This is a genomic window from Paraburkholderia aromaticivorans (assembly GCF_012689525.1).
Taxonomy (GTDB): Bacteria; Pseudomonadota; Gammaproteobacteria; order Burkholderiales; family Burkholderiaceae; genus Paraburkholderia; species Paraburkholderia aromaticivorans_A.
This window is the reverse complement of the sequence record NZ_CP051515.1, coordinates 1,826,384-1,845,860: the sequence shown is the minus strand read 5'-3', so window position 1 is coordinate 1,845,860 and position 19,477 is coordinate 1,826,384. Positions and strand designations below refer to the sequence as shown.

12 protein-coding genes are annotated in these 19,477 nt (G+C 62.7%); 7 read left to right on the top strand and 5 right to left on the bottom strand.

Going from position 1 to position 19,477, the window contains the following annotated elements:
• Window positions 1-20: 20 nt before the first annotated feature.
• The 7 genes from HF916_RS20120 (at window position 21) to HF916_RS20090 (ending at window position 13,406) form a co-directional block, all read left to right on the top strand.
• Window positions 21-788 (top strand): eCIS core domain-containing protein, encoded by a 768-nt coding sequence (locus HF916_RS20120; RefSeq protein WP_206001828.1) that lies wholly within the window; start codon window positions 21-23, stop codon window positions 786-788.
• Between the two features lie 317 nt (window positions 789-1,105).
• On the top strand, window positions 1,106-3,694 hold the full coding sequence (locus tag HF916_RS20115; protein ID WP_206001827.1) for a phage tail protein: 2,589 nt from the start codon (window positions 1,106-1,108) through the stop codon (window positions 3,692-3,694).
• A 2-nt stretch (window positions 3,695-3,696) separates the two neighbouring features.
• Window positions 3,697-4,344, top strand: coding sequence for a hypothetical protein (locus HF916_RS20110; RefSeq protein ID WP_168790598.1), 648 nt, complete (start codon window positions 3,697-3,699; stop codon window positions 4,342-4,344).
• Between the two features lie 154 nt (window positions 4,345-4,498).
• Window positions 4,499-8,683: a DUF6861 domain-containing protein gene (locus HF916_RS20105; RefSeq protein ID WP_168790597.1), complete on the top strand. Its 4,185-nt coding sequence runs from the start codon at window positions 4,499-4,501 to the stop codon at window positions 8,681-8,683.
• A gap of 143 nt (window positions 8,684-8,826) precedes the next feature.
• A complete protein-coding gene (locus tag HF916_RS20100) occupies window positions 8,827-9,633 on the top strand; it encodes a hypothetical protein (RefSeq protein WP_168790596.1) in 807 nt (268 codons plus the stop codon).
• A gap of 693 nt (window positions 9,634-10,326) precedes the next feature.
• The gene (locus HF916_RS20095; protein WP_168790595.1) at window positions 10,327-12,171 is read left to right on the top strand and encodes a S53 family peptidase; all 1,845 of its coding nucleotides are present in this window, start codon (window positions 10,327-10,329) and stop codon (window positions 12,169-12,171) included.
• 110 nt (window positions 12,172-12,281) lie between these two features.
• Entirely contained in the window at window positions 12,282-13,406 is a 1,125-nt protein-coding gene (locus HF916_RS20090; protein ID WP_168790594.1) for a hypothetical protein, read from the top strand.
• Between the two features lie 149 nt (window positions 13,407-13,555).
• Here the strand turns inward: HF916_RS20090 and HF916_RS20085 are convergent, their stop codons facing one another.
• The 5 genes from HF916_RS20085 to HF916_RS20065 all read right to left on the bottom strand — a co-directional run bounded on the left by HF916_RS20085 (window position 13,556) and on the right by HF916_RS20065 (window position 19,475).
• Entirely contained in the window at window positions 13,556-14,536 is a 981-nt protein-coding gene (locus tag HF916_RS20085; RefSeq protein ID WP_168790593.1) for a hypothetical protein, read from the bottom strand.
• A gap of 80 nt (window positions 14,537-14,616) precedes the next feature.
• Complete coding sequence (locus HF916_RS20080; protein ID WP_168790592.1) at window positions 14,617-15,618, bottom strand: hypothetical protein; 1,002 nt, start codon at window positions 15,616-15,618, stop codon at window positions 14,617-14,619.
• Between the two features lie 493 nt (window positions 15,619-16,111).
• Window positions 16,112-16,873: an enoyl-ACP reductase FabI gene (gene fabI / locus HF916_RS20075; protein ID WP_206001937.1), complete on the bottom strand. Its 762-nt coding sequence runs from the start codon at window positions 16,871-16,873 to the stop codon at window positions 16,112-16,114.
• Window positions 16,874-16,881: 8 nt separating this feature from the next.
• Window positions 16,882-18,075 carry an acetate/propionate family kinase gene (locus HF916_RS20070; protein ID WP_168790590.1) on the bottom strand — a complete coding sequence of 398 codons (1,194 nt, stop codon included), beginning with the start codon at window positions 18,073-18,075 and terminating at the stop codon, window positions 16,882-16,884.
• Window positions 18,072-19,475: a bifunctional enoyl-CoA hydratase/phosphate acetyltransferase gene (locus tag HF916_RS20065; protein ID WP_168790589.1), complete on the bottom strand. Its 1,404-nt coding sequence runs from the start codon at window positions 19,473-19,475 to the stop codon at window positions 18,072-18,074. Before HF916_RS20065 ends, HF916_RS20070 begins: the two co-directional genes overlap by 4 nt.
• Window positions 19,476-19,477: the final 2 nt, after the last annotated feature.

Below are 19,477 nucleotides of genomic sequence, written 5' to 3'. Positions count from 1 at the left end.
GAGATCCCGTCGACAGCGTGGTGTGCCGCGCCGGCGACGCGTCTTGCGCGGGCGCGCACGCGGGGGTGTTGCACCGCTCAATGCGCGTGAACGGGGTATCCGGGCAACAGTCGCTGCTGCGTTTGCAGATGCGCTATGGCAATCAGTATGTGGGGCGCGTACTGAACCGCGTGAGCAGCGGCGGCGAGGCGACCCATGAAATGGAGGGGATCGAGCGTTCTATCGACTCGGCTCGCGGTGGCGGCCACGGCATGGATCATGGCACCCGTACCCGGATGGAGACGGCGTTCGGCGCCGATTTTTCCGGCGTGCGGATTCATACCGACAGTCGCGCCGATGGCCTGAGCAACTCGCTGAGTGCCCGCGCATTTACGACCGGGCATGACGTGTTTTTTCGGCAAGGTGAGTATCATCCCGGCTCGTCGTCGGGGCGCGAGCTTCTTGCGCACGAACTGACCCATGTCGTGCAACAGACTGGCGACGGCATTCGCCGCAAGATGAGCGTGAGCGAGCCGGGCGATCCGCATGAGGTCGAGGCGGACAAGATGGCGCATGCGGTTATCCAGCAGGAACATTCAGGGACGACTGACCGGCAGGTGATCGACCGGGAAGATGCGCACAAGGACGACGACAAGGACAAGCATCTCGCGACCAAACCGGCGGCCGACGGCTTGCAGCGCCAGCCCGAGGCACCGAAGCCGCTGGACGAGGAGGAGAAGAAGAAGGCGCATCTGAAGCGTGATTTGGGCGCGCTTGCGCGTCAGAGCGAAGACGGGGCGGCGGGGTGAGGCCAGGAGGATCGTGGCAACTATAGCTGACCGTTCATGAGAGCATCAGAGGCCATAGTCGGGGGCGATGTTAGTCAAACGGTCCGATGTGCTCAAGGCCCAGACTGCGTGAGGGCGACGACACGATGAAGGCGCTGGATGAGACTACCGGTTTGGCGCCGCATAAGCCTGCGGGGAGGAAACCTATGCCGGAGTCTTGTGCCGGACGACGGGACGAACCGCACCTCGCAACCGGCTTGCGCAGCGTGTCCCGCAGCTCGCTGAAAGATGCCATGCCACACGCCGGGTGCCCCAGCCGCGCAGGCAACGTAAGGCACGTGAGCACTTTCCGCGCGCTCCAGAGGGCGGTGGGAAACCGCGCCGTGCAGCGCCTCATGCCACAACCTCCGTCCTCGGTGTCAACCCATGCATCGGCTGCCGAGTCCCTGTCCGACCGTCAGCAGTTGCCGGTTCCGCAGAACAGGAAGCGCGACGAGCCGCCGATCGGAAACGTTCCGCCGCCCAGCGAGACGTCACCTTCCCCAGCCTTTGTGCAGCCCCCCGAGGCTGCTCCATCAGTGCCGGCCTCGCGCGCCGCTGAGCCTGCGAAATCCGCCGTCGATGCTGAAGCGACCGGGCAAGCGCGATTGATCGACTCGGACTCCGCTCAAAGCGAGGCTCAGGTCGCACGCATTGCAGCGACGCGCCGGGCGGAAGTCGCCAACCGTTTTGCTGCAATCCGAATCGAGCTATCCGATTTCTTCCGGAATGCCAGCACCGGTGTTCAGCGTGCTATTTCCGCGAAGCAGGCGGAGATGGCGGCTGCCGTTGCGAGCGTCACCCGGTCAGTCCAGAAGCTGATTGCCGACGCGGTCGCTGCAGTTCGGGCCAGCGCCAACCACATCCGCGAAGCAATGAGCAGTTTCATTGAATCTGCCACGTCTTCCCTTCAAGGCAGAGTGAAGGGAATCGTTGAACAGATTTTTGGCTTCGTCAACGCGATTCCTGGTGCCGATATTCCAGGCGTCACCGCTATACGCGATGCCGCTACGGGTCTTCTGAAGCAGGCGAGTGGCGCCGTGAACGCCGCATTGTCGAGCGTACTCGGATTCATCCGTCAGGCCCTGAGTGCCGCGATGGAAACCCTTGTTTCGATTGTCGGCGCGGTAGGAGGCTTCGCGAGCATGGCGTTGTCCGCCATCGTTTCGCAGATCACGCGCGTGAGCACGCTGGTCGCGAGCGCGCTCAGCCGTGTAACGGGTCTTGTCGTCTCGGGTATCGGGAGAGTCTTAAGCACAGCTCTCAACCCGGGGCTCAACCGGCTTGAAAGTCAAATCACCAACGCAATCGGAAAAGGAGAGCAGAGCGCGCTGAGCGCGATACGCAAGAACCGGCAGCAGCACATCAAGGCGCTTGCGGATGCAGTCCATCCTGCGGCTGGCGGCGGGAATGGGGGAAACGGCAAGAGCGCCACAGGCGATGCGCTCGCTGATATTCGCGCAATCGCTCAGGAGGCGATGGCGAACAATCGCGCGATCATACAAACCTTCGATGCGAAGATCTCCGGGACAGTCGCGTCGCTGTTCCACACCCTAGCCGCTGGCGTCGCAAAAGTGATCCAGGGCATTACCACGGGGCTCGCCCGAGCTGTGCAGACCGCGGTTACGCGAGTGGGGCAAGTGGTTCAGGCGCTGGAACAGGCTGTGGAAAGTGTGATTGGTCTCGTGCAATCGGTGGTGCAGCCGGTCATGGCAACGGTTGCCGCGATGCTGGATTGGATGCGCTCGGTCGTTCAGGCTCCCGTGGATACGCTGCTGAGTGCAGCCACGAATATCTCGACGCGGATCGGGAACCTGGCCTCCACGCTAGCGCGGGCGCTCCTCAGCGGGGGCGGTGTGCTCGCGAGTATCGGGGATGCCATTCGCGGTTTCACAACTGCACGCGGGCCGATCACAAAACCGCGTCCTCCGGGCGGCCCGATCACACTGCCCGGTGTGAGAGTTGTCCTGGCGGCTTTTTTTGTGGTCGGTGCGCTGATCGTCTATCTGGTTCCAGAGCTTGCCATCGTCATCACGGCGCTCGTGGCACTGGGCCTCACCGAAGCGGCGGCCTTCATCGTGGTCGGTGTTGCAGTCATCGTCGTGCTGGTTCTGGCGCTGCTGGTGCTTGTTCTACTGATTCGCCTCATCACGAAACGGCTTCGACCGCGTCCGCCCTCCTGCAAGATCACGACTCGAACTTCGGTCTCTGCCCCGGACGGTTCGCCCGATTCTCGCGCGTCGGTTGGCGTCAATGAGCAGGTCGAGCTGACAGCTTCGACAGCCGTAAGCTGGTCCGCTAAAGGCGGCACCATCACGCCGACCGGACCGTCCACGAGTATCTGGACGGCACCGGATAAGGCCAGCTCGTGCGTCATCACTGCACAGCCACCCGGCGGCGCCCGATCCTGTTCTGTGACGGTTGTGGCTCATGCGCCGAGCCACCGGTCGCTGATCAACCCAGCACCCCAGTCGTACACTGCGGGTCGTGCTGGGTCAGGGTTTGTCGCACAAGTCGTGATCCAGCCGACCAACGTCTCTTTCTCGCGCATCCAGGTACGCGAGGACACGGTCATGTCCGTCGCCAGTGGCTACTACGATACCGTCCTGCACTGGAACAACATTCCCCACAAGCTTGGAGCGTGGCTCGCGGTCGATGTAAAGAACAGCGGCATCCGAGACACGGTTGGGAGCGTTGCGCCCGATGGAACCCCGCCCCCCTTCAGCAAAGGCAAGTTCCACTGGCCGATTCCCCAGGAGTATCGTGTTGGGGGCACCGGAAGTCCAATCAATTACAGCACCGGCGACCACATTCAGGAAATGACCGGATCAACTGGCGAAGAAACGACGACTAAGGAGGGGGCGGTCGGCGGACCGAGGACACCTTGACCATGAACGTACCGGAACCCTTCATTCGAGAACGCCTGGAGCAGGAACAGCGCTCCTGGAGCGCCATGCTTCCTGAGCAGTACGATCGCGTTATGTGCGAGATGCTGGAAGGACTCGACGTTGGCATGAACACGCCTGAGCGGCTCGAGGCGCTTCTCGCGCTGGCTGACGCGATACTGCATCGTAACGCTCCGCGATTGATCGACTCCCGCGCCTGTATCTTCGAGCAGCTATTGGCCGTGGCTTCCGATCCAGCAACCGCGACTTCTCGCCGCCGGATTCATGCGCTATTGCTTGAGGCGTGGCGGCAGCTCGTTGCTGAAGCTGCCGCTGGACCGGAACATGTATCGGCGGTGCCGGATCTTCCCCGTGGACTCGTCCTTCCCAGTGGAGCCGATCCGCAGGCCATTGACGATCCGATCCTCCGCGACGCGGCTCGCGAACTCGACATCCGTTACGCTCAAGAAGTGGAGCGGTGGACCGCCAGCCAGCGCGCTATCGGCCACCTATACCGTCTTGTGGCCCTCGTGCACGGCTTTGAGCGGGCCGCAGGCGATAGTAGCGAAGTAGACAAACAACTCGAGCGAGCCATGTCTGCTGCGCCTGGCCTCCCATCGACGCTGCGAAAACGGCTCGAAGGGAGCGCGTGATGACAGGGGCGGTCCCGACACGTGCGCGAGACAGTTAAGTCGGCATCGCCAGTCTTAACTTAGGAACCCTCAAGTAAATTCGGCCGCGACGATCGGCCTTGCGCCGAAGGGAAAACGACTCGGTAGTAACAGAACCGCATGTTGGAGCGCCACTATGCCAAATGTCGCCGCAGACCTCGAACTTCGCAAGAATTCGGCTTTGGGGCGTCGCGCGAGTCAACCAGGTACGTGCTCTGCATGTACGCCCGAAGCGGTCGGCCGGCGAGCCGTGCCCGGCCTGCCTGCAGCACTCGCCGATGCAAGCGTCGAAGCGCAGGGAGCACGGTTCAACGACACGCGGCTTCCTCTTGGTTGCAAGCGCGCGATGGCCGGCAGCATCGGCCGGACGCAGGGAAATCATCACTTTCAGAAGGTTGTGGCATCGCTCAAGCGGGCCGCTTCGGCACCGCCAGACGCCGAAACCGTGTCCGAGGTCCATCAGCAGGTCGGGCCCGCCGTCGGGGACTCGCAGGCATCTCGCTCTGCCAATGACGACGCATCCGGCACACCGGGCAAGGACAGGCCACCCGTCGCACCGCGCTCGAAAGATCCCAATCCAACGGACACGCAATTGCCTGCAGGACGCACGTCCATCGTTGCATCGAATCACACGTCGGCCGGACCTGTGCCGAACGCGCCCGCTGCCGTGGGGCCTTCCGCCGGGCGTCCCCAAACCGCGGACAGCGCCAACGACCACAGGCCGGAAATCTCATCGCGCGAACGCGCGCAAACCGGCGCGGGGGCAGGCGGTGCAGGCGCCGGCGCAGCCATTCCGGCAGCTGCGCTGGGCGCAGCCGGCGAATCCGCAGTGCCAGCCTTCGGCCCCGCCGCGCCGGCAATCGATTCCAGCAGCACGGAAGGGCTGTTGGCGTCGATCGCCTCATCGCCCGTGAGCGGTCTGGAACAGGCACTCGGGATCGCGAAAGCAATCGCACCCGGCCTCCAGCAGCAGGAGAAAGCGCGCGCGCAGGCGGCAATCCCCGCGATCAACCAGCCGACCGGCCTGCCTGCTATGGCGCCGCAAAATCCGCCGGCGCCGACCAGCCTGCCGCAAGGTCGCAGCGTCCCGCCGCCGCCGGCCGCCGGCCGCGCTACGCCTGCCGAGCCACCCCTCCAGGCCGCGCCAGGCGGACCGCTCCCGGCAAGCCAGCTGTCGACTGTCCCGTCCGAACCGCGACAGGATCCTGATGGTGGTGGCGGAAGTTGGTGGAACTGGCTCGTCGATCGCTTGCAGGGTTTCTTTGGATCGCTGCCGACGAGCGACCCGAATGTATCGACCTCAGCAGGCCCGCCGCAGCGCGTCGACATGTCGGGCGAATCGGATCCCGCCCAGAACGTGACGCACCAACAGGCTGGCGAGCAGGATGTCGCAGCGCATCGAACCGTGGCAGACGTCGCCTCCCGCGCCGATTTCGGCGAAAACGCCGTGTATCCGACCGTGCCGGTCGGCAAGCTGAAGCCCGCCTACCAACCCGCTCCTGCGGCGCGCCCGGCGGGAAAAGCCGCGCAGCAGGCGCCCGTACTACCAGCCAAGGAACGCGCCGAATTCGATCATTCAGCGAAGCCCTGGCTCGACGAGCAGATCCATGGACAACTCGGCGTCTACGGCAAGGAACGCGGCATCTATGAGCGCGCGACCGAAGACGCGCAGCAAACCGGCAAGCGCGAACTCGACGACGAGACGAAGCGTACCCGCGCCGAGCAGGAAACGCTGCGCAAGGAGGTGCATGCCGACGTCGCTGCCGAGCGCGGCCGCTGGCAGGAGGAGAACCGCAAGATCCAGCAGCAGGTCGGCGCTCAGAGTTCGGCAAAGCGGCAGGAGATCGATCGACAGATCAACGAGAAAGTTGCCGCCACTCATCGCGAAGCGGACACGCATCTACAGGATGCCGAAACAAAGGCAGAAGGCGAAAAGGCCAAGTCTGAGAAGGAGGCGACCGACAGGAAGCGCGACGAAGAGAGCAAACCGCGCAGCTGGTGGGATCGCGTCAAGGGTGCTGTGTCGGATGCATTCAATGCGATCCGCTCGGCCGTGAACGCGATTTTCGACAAGCTGCGGCAAGTCGTGAAAGGCATCATCGACACAGCGAGGCGCGCGGTGCATGCGCTAATCGAGGCCTGCCGCTCAGTGATAGTCGGCATGATCCATACGTTCGGCGAGTTCGTGAAGGGTCTGGTGAGCGTGGCGCTCGCCGCGTTTCCGGAACTGGCGAAGAAGGCGCGTGCGTGGATCGACGGTAAGGTCAAGGCGGCGAGCGACGCCGTCAACCGGGCGGCTGAGGCCCTTCACCGCGCAGCCGACGCGATCCTCGACGCTGTGGCGAAAGCGATCGATACGGCGCTCGGCCTCCTGCAGACCGCCTTCAACAAGGCGATCGACGTGCTGGAGAAACTCGCGCTGTTGCCGTTCCAGGCGATGGAAACGCTCGCTAAACTGGTCCAATGGGTCGCAAAGTACGGCAAGTTTGTGACCGGTGCGCTGGATCTCGAAGGGCTCGCGGATCAGGTCATCGAAGGGCTCAAGAAGTCCCTCGGCGCGATGGTGAGCGAGACGCCGGCCAAGGCGCACGCGAAACTGCAGGAACTGGCGGGGCAGCTTGGCGGCGCAACCCTGGCGTCGGCGACACCCGCGCCCGCTGCTGCGAGTCGGGCGCCGGGCCAGGCCTTGCGGGTCCAACGGGAGCCCGCGGCATCTACACCTGCCAAACGGCATGTCAGCGCCTCGGATCACCTCAAGGGCATACGGCGGTATCTGGAGAAGGGCCTCGATCATCTCAAGATCCATTGGTGGGATGAGTTGAAGAAGGTGGGCTGGAATCTACTATGGCCCTGGCCCGCGGTATGGGGCGACCTGAAGGACATCTGGAAACAGATCAAGACTGGTTTCGACGACGCCTATCACTTGCGCGTGAGCAAAGTCATCGACGACTTTCTCGCCATCGAACAGAAAATCAACAGCATTCTCGGCAACCTCTATGGCTGGTTCTTTATCGCCTCGGTACTGGTGGGCGCAATCATCGGGGCATTCTTCGGCGGGGTTGGCGCGATTCCAGGCGCGCTCGCCGGCGCGGCATTCGCGGGCGAAGTCGGTGAAGCGCTCGTCGCGGCCCTGATAGTCACGGAGTCGGCAGTGATCGTGAAGTCGGTCGCCGATCTCGCGATCGGCAATGACAAGCCTGAAGAGGACGAGCAAGACTACAGCAAGATCGGAGGCAGTACGCTCACCGTTGGGATAACGCTTGCGATGATGCTGATCGGCGAAATTGCGGCGAAGCTGGCGAAGTCGGTCTGGGAAGGTGTCACTGGCCTCTTCAGGGGGGAGAAGGGGCCCGAAATAAAGGTGCCGGAAGGCGGCGCAAGCGATGTGAAGCCAGCCGACCATGCACCCGGCGTGGAGGGTGGCCGCGCGCTGGCGGAGGCGCCCACCGGCGACGGTGCGACCATCAAGGCGCTCGACGACGGGCGAGTGGTTATCTGCAGGAGTTGCGAGATCAGCGACCTCGCCAGTGAGTTCTCCACGATCCTGGAAGATCCCGCGAACGAGGCGCTGAAAGCTGCTGTCGAGCACGCCAAGACGCTGAGTCCAGCAGAGAAGGTGGCCGAACAGGTTCGGCTACGGGCGGAACTCGAACGCCTGCGGGTCGGCAAGCCAGCTGCTGAGCCGCTGCGCGTTCCGACACCCGAAGAGCACGACCTGATAGGTCAATATACGAAGGTCCTCCAGGACTTGCGCGCGGCGCGCGAGGCCGGCGACCCGGCGGGAATGAAGACCGCCAACGACGCCTTGCAGGCAATCGAAGACACTGCGCTGGAGCAACACGGCAAGGGCGGCTCGCTCGACAAACTCCTCGACCACCTTGACACACTAACGAAGGATCGAACTCGCTTGAACCAAGGTGAGGACCCGTTCGGCACCGGTGTGGCTTCGAACTGCGCAGCAGCGAAGTTTGGTCCGTTCCGTGGCCAGCCGTTCTCGGAGGTCGAGCGGGCGATTGGCCGTCCGCCCGATCAGATCGAAGGCGCGGCTGCCGGGCTCAAGCCGAGCGAAATGCCCACGGGCGCGGTACGCGCCACCTGGGAGTTCGGCGACGGGAGCCGCATCGATGTAGACATTCCCGGATCGGGTAACACGAGCCCATACATGCTTAACCGGCAACCCCACCTCGATCGGATCAGTCCGGAAGGCTACCATCTCGATGATGCGGGCATCGGTGTTCCCGCTCGTTCTACACCCGCGCACATCGAGATCGAGATGGACCCGCGCCTGCGCGAGATCATCACCGGCGGGAGCGGCAAATGAGTACCTTTTTTAGCGATCTGCTAGCGCTTGATGTGGATCCGCTGGAGGCCGCCAGCACGTTGACGGCATCTGACGCGCGGATTCTCCTGCTGGGTTTGCAAAGCATTGCCGCTGAAGCAGCGCTCGACGAGCCGTGGCGGCTGATGACGCTGTTCGGCACGGATGGCGCGCCAGAGCCGCCTGGCCCGGCCCGCGGCGTTTGTGGCATATCGCTCGCATGGAGTTGCCAGGCGGGCATCGGCCTGTACCGCGACTACCCGATGGAAACGGACGCGGAGGACAGAATGCATGCCAGTGACGCGTTCGCGGCGAGCGACAGGCGGCCTGAGCAGCGCCAGACCCGGCTTGCGATCCATCGAGCGGAGATCGAGATGCTGAACACGGTGGCTCGCCGCGCCGCCGACGCGCAGCGCGTTGCGCTGCGCGTCATCGAGCAAGCCGAGGGGAGCTGGATCTATGGCTTCGACGTCGCTTACCGCCGCCGCCTCGCGTATGCCCTCGCTTTCGAGGCGAGCATCGAGCAGCGCTCACTGGAGCCCTACATCCGCTGGTGGTTGCCGCTCATTTCGCTTAACGCGAGGGATTTCGCAACCGTGGCACCGGACGCTGCGGCGCCGCACGCGTTCTCCGTGCTGCTGAATCTGGCGGCCATGCTCAACCGCGCCGACGCTTTCGAGCGTGCCAACGGATGCAGCCATCCAGCTTTGCCTGGCCGCATTGCCGAGGTCGAGGCCAAGCGCGCGCTGCTGCGCGAGCGTTTGGAAACGGCGGCGGCGGCGCGCATGAAAACGCTGAGCTCGGATGGACAAATCGCGCTACGGGCACTTTTCATTGAGCTTGCGTTTCAACGCAAGGTCGGCACGCTGCATGTGACGACCTTTCCGCGATGGGGAAGGATCGTCACGTCGGAGCACTACGGTGCGCCTGACGATTTGCCCCTCACCAGCTAACCAGGTCGCGCAACGTTCGACCGCTTGACGCCGGCGTATTCAGTGGACTCAATCATGCGCTTGTTGTAACGGGCGCATACGATGGACGGAATGAGCAGTTCTATCCGTTCGTGATGTAAGTATTCCTCATCATACCGATCGATGCGAAGTCACGATACACGGTCCGGCTTATCAGCGCGATCAGCGGACTCCACAGTCTGCAGATCACGCAATCGGTCCATGACGCTATGAAATACGGTCTCCGTCAAATCATGTACTGCGACGCCGGTTAAAGGTTGAAACCACATCTTCGCCACTCGTCTTTCTCTAGCAGAGTCACATCGGACCGCACGGTAGCTGTAGTCCTATCGCAAGGAAAGTAACCCCAATGCAGGCATTCTAACGGGTGCCTTACGACTATGTTCGCAATCCCACATTCGCTGGATTCTCTTCATGCACGCGACTGCGCGCTGCTTAATGTGATCAATGAGGGATGAGATGGATCGGCCTGTTTCGAGTTATTCACTACTGCTCAATCTGGCAGGAAAACAAAAATGGTTGGCCGGAACCTACAAGAAACGAGGCGATGGCATTCCAGGTGATCGATGCGGTCTATCGACACGCTCCGCCTAAGGAGCAACGTCTTGTCGACGCAACGCAAGACATCCCTTCTCACGCGCCGCGTCTTCCATTTATCAGCAGGAGGTATCGCAAATGGCCGAAAAACTTGTTCCCCTCGTCGGCTCCGTTCCGACAAATCGCCATCAGGCCGACGGATCGGTGGACCCGCACGAGCGCATTGAAGTGACCATCAAATTGCGGCGAAAAGTCCAGACAGGATTGCCCACCCTCGACGAATTCGTAGCCGGCCAGCGCGCTGCCGGTATGACCCGGGCGGAACTCGCCGAGCGCTACGGCGCGGCGCAGGAAGACATCGGCAAGGTTCATGATTGGGCGGTGCAGAGCGGCTTGTCGGTGTCGCGCGTCGAGCCCGGCAGCCGGCAGATTCACGTGGTGGGGTCGGCCGACGCGATGTCGCGAGCGTTCGGTGTGGAATTGGGACGCTACCTGCATGCGCGAACTCGGACACACTTTCGCTGCCCCAAGAGCGACATCCATGTGCCGCAAAGCCTCGCGTCGATCATCACAGGGGTGTTCGGCCTGAACGACATGCCTGTTGTCGTGCATCACGGTGTTCGCGTGGGACGCAGAGCCGCCGCGAGTAGCAATCCGAAGACCCAGTTTCCAGGGTCGTTCTATCCGAATGAGGTAGCGAAACTCTATAACTTTCCGCAGACCGACGGCGCCGGCCAGCGCGTGGCAATACTTGAATTTGGCGGGGGCTTCGACCAGTCGGTGCTGGCCGCGTACTTCACCAATAATATCGGGTTGCAGACGCCGCCGGTCGTCAATGGCATCTCCGTGTTAGGTCAACCGATCAAGGTGGATCAGGACGTCACGGGAGAGGTCTATCTGGATATCGAAATAGTTGGCGCGATGGCCCCCAAAGCAACGATCGACGTCTATTTCGCGCCGTGGACCGGCGAAGGCTATCTGAATGCCATCGAACAGGCGGTTCACAACGACGACTATGCCGCGGTATCGATCAGCTACGGGATCGATGAAGATTTGAGAGGCAGCGCGGGCGATCCCGGTTGGCCGATGTTGAACAAGAACCTTGACGAAGCTTTCCAGGACGCGGTCGCGGTCGGCATCCCGGTGTTTGTGTCTAGCGGCGATCAGGGTTCGAGCAGCCTGCGCGGCGTGCTGAGCGATCAGCAGACCGAGATCACCGTCTACTCGAATACGGCTCACGCCGGCTATCCCGCCACCAGCCCGTACGTCACCGCTGTCGGGGGGACCATGCTCTATGCGAACAACGGCGCGGTGAGCGAAGAAGTCGTCTGGAACGAGCTAGGTGCTGTGCAGCAAGGCCAGTTCTATGGCGAGACGGAGAAGTTGCAGAATGGCAAGTACTACCTTGGCGGGGCAGGCGGTGGCGGGGTCAGCGACCGTTACAAAACGATGCCGAGTTACCAGAGTGGCGCGGGCATCGCGCTTCATTCGGCGAATGGCGCCGGGGCGAGCGGTCGCTGCGTGCCGGACGTGGCCGGCAACTCAGGGTCGAGCACGGGATATCTGGTCAGCCAGCCGCCGGGTTCAAACCCGTCTGTCGCGCCGGTTGGCGGCACCAGTGCGGCCGCGCCAATGTGGGCCGCGTTGATGGCATGCGTACGTGAATCGCTGGCACAAGCCTTCAACGGCAGCGTGCCAGTGTTTTTCTTCAACGATTTCGTCTACGCGAATGGCACCACAGCCGCGTTTCGCGACATCGTGGGCGGGCGCGACTTCACTTATACGTCGGACGGCGAGCAGGTTGCGGGCGCGTTCATCCCAATCGGCAACAACCGCAGCACGGAGGCGAGCGGGTATTCCGCGCAAAAGGGATACGACTTGTGTACGGGGTGGGGGAGCCCGAATGGCGCTGAATTGCTGAAGCAACTCGAGACGTGGCTTAAGCAGCAACCCGCGACTTCGAAGCAGCGACCTGCAGGCTGATCGTGATTCATGGCGCGCTGACAGGGCGGCATCCGCTGCCCTGCGCGTCGCCCAGGATTAGCAACCACTCGATCCATCACCCCTCCAAATGAATCCGAGGAGTCGCCATCATGTCCCGATTCAACGACATCAGCATGCGCACGCTGGCTCTGACCGAGCCGTCGCAGCTTCCCGCGATCGACTGGAACCTCGTGAACCAACAGGCTCCCACCCTCGTCGACATCGACTACACGCAACCCGATGCGCCGCTGCCCGAGGCGGATTGCATCGTTATGACCTGGACCAGCGCGGAATGGGCCGCGATGGACCATGTGTTCGTGCGTAGTGGCAAAGCCGAATCGCCTTCGTCCGCGATGCCGGCTGTCAGTTCGTGGTATTTGTACTCCCGCGGCGCGCCGTCTTCGGGTTCTACCGTGAACCGCTTGTGGGGCTATTACCAGCTCGTCAGCATCAAGGACATGGGCGGCGCGAGCCGCAAGATCCTGCTTTTCAAGTCGGATGCGCACCTCGCTCATCCGCCTTATCTTAGCGGGCTGGCCGAGGCGTGCCGCGACCTTGTCGACGATGTCAAACCGAGCCGCATCTACTCAATTGGCACGGCAGGCGGCGCGACTGACAGCCAGAATCTCGGCGACGTCGCGATCACCAATGCGGCCACCTGCAAGCTCTCATTGCCTGAGAATACCGGATCGTCCGATAACGACCAGACCTTCACCTGCACGACGTTCTTTCCGAACACAGCCGACCTGTTGCCGATCGTGCAGGAAAAGCTTTTCTACAAGCTGAGTCAGGTAGCCACCAGCACCGAGTGGCAGCGCATCCTGACGCAGGCGAAGAACGACCCGAAGAATAAGAGCCTCGCGCATTACTCATTGGCCGATCTGATCAATGCACCGATCGATCCGGTTAATCTCGGTGCGCCGAAGGCGGTGAGCTTCAAGGACACGCCACTTCTGACAACGGACACCTATTTCATCGCGACCGGCAATTCTCCGCAATATGCAGCGCTTGAAATGGACGATGCGGTGATCGCCGCAGCGTCCGCGCAACTCGGGGTGCCGTACGCGTTCATCCGCAATATTTCGGACGCGGTGATCGTGAACACCGACAAAGCCGGCAATCCGATACCCAGTGCGGCGCGGAGCGCGTGGTCCTCCGAGCAGTACGATCACTTTGGCATCTATAGCAGCTTTAATGGTGCGCTCGCTGCGTGGGCGACGCTCGTCGACTGGTAAGGTTCAGCCGTTGCGGGGACTGACTACTGGCTAGCCGGGAGCACCATTGGAACGGAGGAGGCGTATCTGTTCGGCGGCCTCACCCTGAAGGGGTTGTTAAAACTCGGGGGCCGTGACTCGTCTCGTCCGCTGTGCAACGCTCTGGATTCTCACGTCTTGCTCTTCCAGATACCGCTGAGTTTCAAGCCGACCCAGCTCACGAATGCGCCAATGAGGACCTCTCCAATCTTCTGAAGCACCGGGTTCTTGTCCAGCCACGCATACCAGTCCGAACGATCGAACTGCCCGTCTTTTTTTACCCATGCATTGCCCTGAATCAGCACTTCAAGTGAATCGGGTGCCAGCCTCAGTTCGCTCGCGAACAGGTGCGGTGCCGACGAGCAGGCGGCACCGCCGGGGTCATCTGGGCGCCACCAGGTCTGTTCCGGTTTCGCGCCGCAGGCATAGGCTGTGTAGCCCTTAGCGTCCGCCGGCTTAACGCCAATCTCGCGCACCGCAAGCCGTGGCGCCGTGTCATTGCCTGCTCCCAGATACAGGCGCGAGTGGGGCTGACTGGACGGAAACACAAACCGCGCGAGTGCGCCGTCAGGCACGTCCAGCGAGATGGGTAAAGCGCCGGGCAGCGGTATTTGAACGCCATTGGCCCATTCGAGACTTTTCGTTTCAGCAGTGGCCGTCATGTCCGCGCCTCCCGGTACTACCACAAGCCTGACCCGTAAAGTCGCTCGCCGTGGGGTTAGACTGAGCACCGCGTTTGTTCCCTCGTCATGTGACGCAAAGTGGATTTCAGGATCCCGCTGGATGGAAGTGATGTCGACATCGATCGTCGTATGACCAGAGAGATCCGGGCTGGTGGATCGCCATGTGATCGACTGTTCGTTGTCAGGTGGCTGTAGCTGGAATGCCTCCAGTGACTGCCGGCTGGCGGATTCGAGTCGCGCCTTGTCAAAATGCGCGTCAATGCCCTCGTGGTTGACGCCGTCGATGGCAAGCAAAGCACCCGGGGCGATCGGCATCGCGACAACTTCCTCATCCGTGTCGGCAGTCCATTTCGTCGTCCCTAGCATTTTTGCGTCGGGTCGGGTGATCGCATATTCGACTGCCGCCACCGTCAACAGCATGAGAATCAAGGCAGCGGTAGCCCCGGCAATTTTCTGCCGAAGTGTTCGCGGCTGCTTGCGCGGTCGACCCGCTGTGCGCAATCGCGCGGTCATGGTCGGGTAATGGTCACGAATTCACTTGAGATGCCCCCGGCCCAACTCGTGTCATCCTCCTGGTTGTCCCACGCGCGCACTTGCAGCCGGTTGACGCCAAGCGAGAGTTGCCGGGTGTCGTCAAGACCGTCCCACTGTCCTGAGTGAACCCCTTCCGTGAGGCTCGGGACCGGGAGCGAGCGGACCGCTGTCGCGACTATGCGGCCGTTGCCAGGCGAACGATCGAACCGGATAAACGTGACTGCCGCGTGGTTAAAGAGCGACTTGGTGGTGAACGCGTAGGTTATCGGGACGGTGCGGACATCCGGCCGGGGTGGCCCGACATGCAGATCAGTCACGCTAATCGACCCAACGGCGCGCGGCCCCGCACCGATACCGAACACCTGAAGAGGCGATGGTCTAGAACTGTAGGCCGTGGGATTGCGTGACGGACAGGCCGGGGTCTCGGACTGCACGCGATAGCGGGCGGGCCACGGGCTCTCGGGCGGCCCCGGCGGGAAGTCCAGCCTGACCAGGCGACGCCCTTGGCTGCCATCCGGATCGATCACCACTGGCGGGGCCGCCCGCTCGCCGATGGAAATCACGACATACGTACAGGAGCCGGGCGCCGGCAAAAAATCGACGACTAGAGGCCAGCCGCCTTTGAGCAGTGCCTTCACTTCAAACTGATCTGCCGGCCGTGATTGAGCAAATTGCGGCCCATCGGCCAGCAAGGTCTTCAACTCGGTCGCATCGGGCCCTGCGGTACTGGTCGCATCGGGCGGCGGCGCGTCGGCACCGGGGGCCGGTGCTGCGGGATGATTGAACAGGAACTGAAAGATATTGACCGGCGGGGTGATGCCCCCGCTGCCCCCGCCCGTCGACGGGCGCTCATAAGTGGGCGCCGCAGTTGGCCGAATCTGGGCGTGACCGGGTTCAGTGAACAGAATCGGGACTGCGCACAAGCCGTAAATCAGCGCGTGGCGCAGCCGTCTGCGCGGGCCGTGATGGTTGCTCATGACAGGCTCCTCGAAGGCGAGTAGTCGAAATGACGGAGCCGTCTTTTCCCTGAACACATTGATCCGGGCGGTCCCGATCTAGCGTCTTGTACTGCCTCAGTGTGCCGCCGTGTATCCGCCCGTGCAACGGCAAACCGGGATATGGACAAGACAAGGATCAGTCTAGAACATCCCGGCCGCAAAACAGAAGGGGCCTGTGTTCGCTGGTCCGGCGTTTAGCGCCTGCTGTCAACGGTTCTTCGCTTCCGTCCATTTCTCGCATCGGCATCAGCGGCATATCAGCATCACGCTGAGGATCAGCGTGGGCCCATCAATTGACGATTGTCCGATGCAACCGGGTGATCGCATCCAGTGACGACAGCACGGTGCCTTCCTGCCATGCCGGAATCGTTGCGGCTTGCAATCGAAGGCCTCCGTCGAATGCCGGTATGCGTTGACGCGGGCGAGAAATTCAGTCGGTGCGGCACGCACTGGCCGCGGCGAATCGTGCAGCCTACGCTACGATATGAAAGCCCGCATCCGCGTAGACGACGGAGCCGGTCAGCGTCATGCCCGCATCACTTGCAAGCACGGTCGCGATTCGTCCGATCTCCTCGATCGTGACGAGATGCTGTGCCGGCGTGTGCGAGCGGACTTCGTCCAGCAGCGCATCGAAATGGTTGATGCCGGACGCAGCGCGTGTTTTGACGGCGCCGGCGGAGATCGCGTGAACGTGGACGCGGCGCGGCGCGAGGTCCACGGCGAGGTAACGCACGCTTGCTTCGAGCGCCGCCTTGACGGGTCCCATGACGTTGTAGTGCTCGACCGCGCGGTCGGCGCCGTAGAAGGTCATGGTCATCAGGCTGCCACCGTTGCTCATCAGCGGGAGCGCCAGCCTCGCCATGCGGAGGAACGAATGGGATGACACGTCCATCGCCAGCGCGAAGCCTTCGGCCGAGCAGTCGATCAGGTTTGCGCGCAGATCGCCAGCCGGCGCGAACGCAATCGAATGGAGCAGGAAATCAAGGCGTCCCCAATCCTGCGCGATGCGCGCGAAGACCGCCTCCAGCTGACCCGGCACGCTCACGTCGCAAGGCAGCACAATGGGAGAATGAAGCGTTTCGGCCACCGCGCGGACGTACGGCTCGGCCTTGTCGTTCAGGTACGTGACGGCCAGCTGCGCGCCAGCCGCCTGGAACAGGGTCGCGCAGCCCGCCGCGATACTATGTTCGTTTGCAATGCCGACGATCAGCCCGCGTTTGCCCGAGAGATCAATGATTGAATTCATGTCGTCACTTCCTGATGGTGAAGGACCGAGACAGCTTCGTTCGCGATAATCTGCTCTTCGTCCGTCGGCAGCACCAGCACCGTGACCCGGCTTGCGCCGTTACTGATCACGAGGGCGTTGCCGGCGTTCGCTTCCCGATCGAGTTCGACGCCAAGCCAGGCGAGACGGGCACATACCGCTCTGCGAACCTCCGGCTGATGTTCGCCGATGCCAGCGGTGAAGACGAGGCAGTCCATGCCGCCGAGCGTGCTGGCGAGCCGGGAGGCTTCCCCCGCGATTCGGAAGGCGAAAAGCGCCAGCGCTTCGCGCGCTTCGAGTCGGCGGCTCGCCTGCAGTTCGCGACTGTCGGCACTAATGCCGGAAATGCCGAGCAAGCCCGATTGTTTGTACAGAATCTCCTCCACTTCCTCGGCGCTGTGGCCCTGCTGCTGAAGCAGATAAAGCACGACGCCCGCGTCGAGCGTTCCGCAGCGGGTCGCCATCGGAATTCCGTCCAGCGTGGAGAAACCCATGCTGGAGTCGCGGCTCTTGCCGCCGTCGAGTGCGCAGAGGCTCGCACCGCTGCCCAGATGAGCGGCGATCACCTTGCCGTAAGCCCGCTTTGGAAACTGCTTCGCGAGCGCGGCGATGATGAACTGGTAGGACAAGCCGTGAAAGCCATAGCGCTTCACGCCCGCGTCGAACAATTGACGGGGTAACGCGAAGCGACGCACCAGGTCGGTCTGCGTGCGGTGAAAAGCGGTGTCGAACGACGCAACCTGGACCAGATGAGGCCGCAGGTGCTGGATTGCCCGGATGAGCCGGATACTCTGAGGCTGATGGAGCGGCGCGAGCGGCACGAGTTCACTGATGGCCGCGAGCGTCTCGTCAGTGATGGCGGCGGGCCCGGCAAACCGGTCGCCGCCGTGCACCACGCGGTGGCCAACCGCGACGAGATCGTTCAGAGAAAAATGCGCGGCGAACCAGTTCAGCGTTTCGTCCAGCACCTCGTGCAAATCGTCGGTGATGGCCGATTTCAGCGCAACGACGGTGATCGTGCCACCCTCGTCGAGATGAAGCAGGAGCGGTTTGCTGCGAAAGTCGATCGTGCCCAGGCCTATGCGCGTGGGCGTCTCTTTCGCGACTTCGTAGAGGCCGATCTTGACCGATGAAGATCCGGGGTTGAACGTCAGTAGAAGTGGGGCGCTCACGGCTGCACCATGCCCGCTTGAGCGCGTTCCGAAACCAGCTTGGCGAGCGCGGCGGAGGCGAGCCGTACGCGAAGGCTGTCGGCCCGGCTGGTCATGATGATGGGCAGGCTCGCGCCGAGCACCAACCCGGCCGCATCCGCGCCGGCGAAGTAGATGAGTTGTTTCGCCAGCATGTTGCCGGCTTCGAGATCGGGCACCAGCAGAATGTCGGCCTGGCCGGCTACAGCTGAATCGATATGCTTGGTTTTCGCCGCGGCGAAGCTGATCGCATTGTCGAAGGCGAGCGGGCCGTCGACGTGTGCGCCGCGAATCTGGCCGCGCGCGGCCATCACGGTGAGCGCGGCAGCGTCGAGCGTGGTCCGCATCCTGGGGTTGACCGTCTCCACGGCGGCGAGTACGGCAACCCGCGGTTCCGCAATGCCAAGCAGATGCAGCAGATCGATCGCGTTCTGGCAGATATCGCGTTTCTGTTCGAGCGACGGCGCGATATTCACCGCAGCGTCAGTGACGATCAGCGGTTTGGAATAGGCCGGCACGTCCATGACGTAGACGTGACTGATCCGTCGGCCGGTCCTCATATTCGACGCCGGATCGACGATCGCAGCCAGCAGCTCTGCCGTTTCCAGACTGCCTTTCATCAGCGCCGCCACCTTGCCGGCCGCACCCATTTCAACCGCGCGCACGGCGGCGGCACGGCTATTCGCCACCGCTTCGATCGTCACGCCGTCGAGGCTGACCTGGGCGATTTTTGCCGCAGCCCGGATAGCCGCTTCCGGTCCGATCAGGATCGGGTCGAGCAGTCCTTCGTCGCGCGCCTCGATCGCGGCCAGGATGGTCTCGGGAGAACAGGGATAGACCACGGCGGTGCGCAACGCGGGATGCACGCGCGCCTCCTGAATGAATGCCTCATAGCGGTTATGGCGACGGACGCTCACGTCTGGCCGCGGCATGCGCGGCCAGACGATCGGCTCAGCCGGGGCAATGACGGTGGCCAGGCCGGTCAGTACCAATTCGCCTTTCTGGTTGATACATACCGTATCGAGCAGAACGATCCGCTTGTCGACGCGCTTTTCTTTCACGGTTGCCGTGGTGGTGATTACGTCGCCTGGGATGACCGGGTGACGGAACTGCAAGGTCTGATCGAGATAGATCGTGCCAGGCCCGGGCATTCTGGTGCCGAGCAGCGCCGACACCTGCCCAGCAGTCCACATGCCCTGCACGACGATATGGCCGAACATATCCTGTGCAGCGAATGCCGCGTCCATGTGCGCCGGGTTGACGTCGCCGGACATGGCCGCGAATAACTCGATGTCGTCGCGGGTCGCGGTGTTGACCAGTGACGCGGACTCGCCGATCTCGCGATCGGCGAAAGTGCGGTTGTGCAGGAGGTTATCGTTCACGG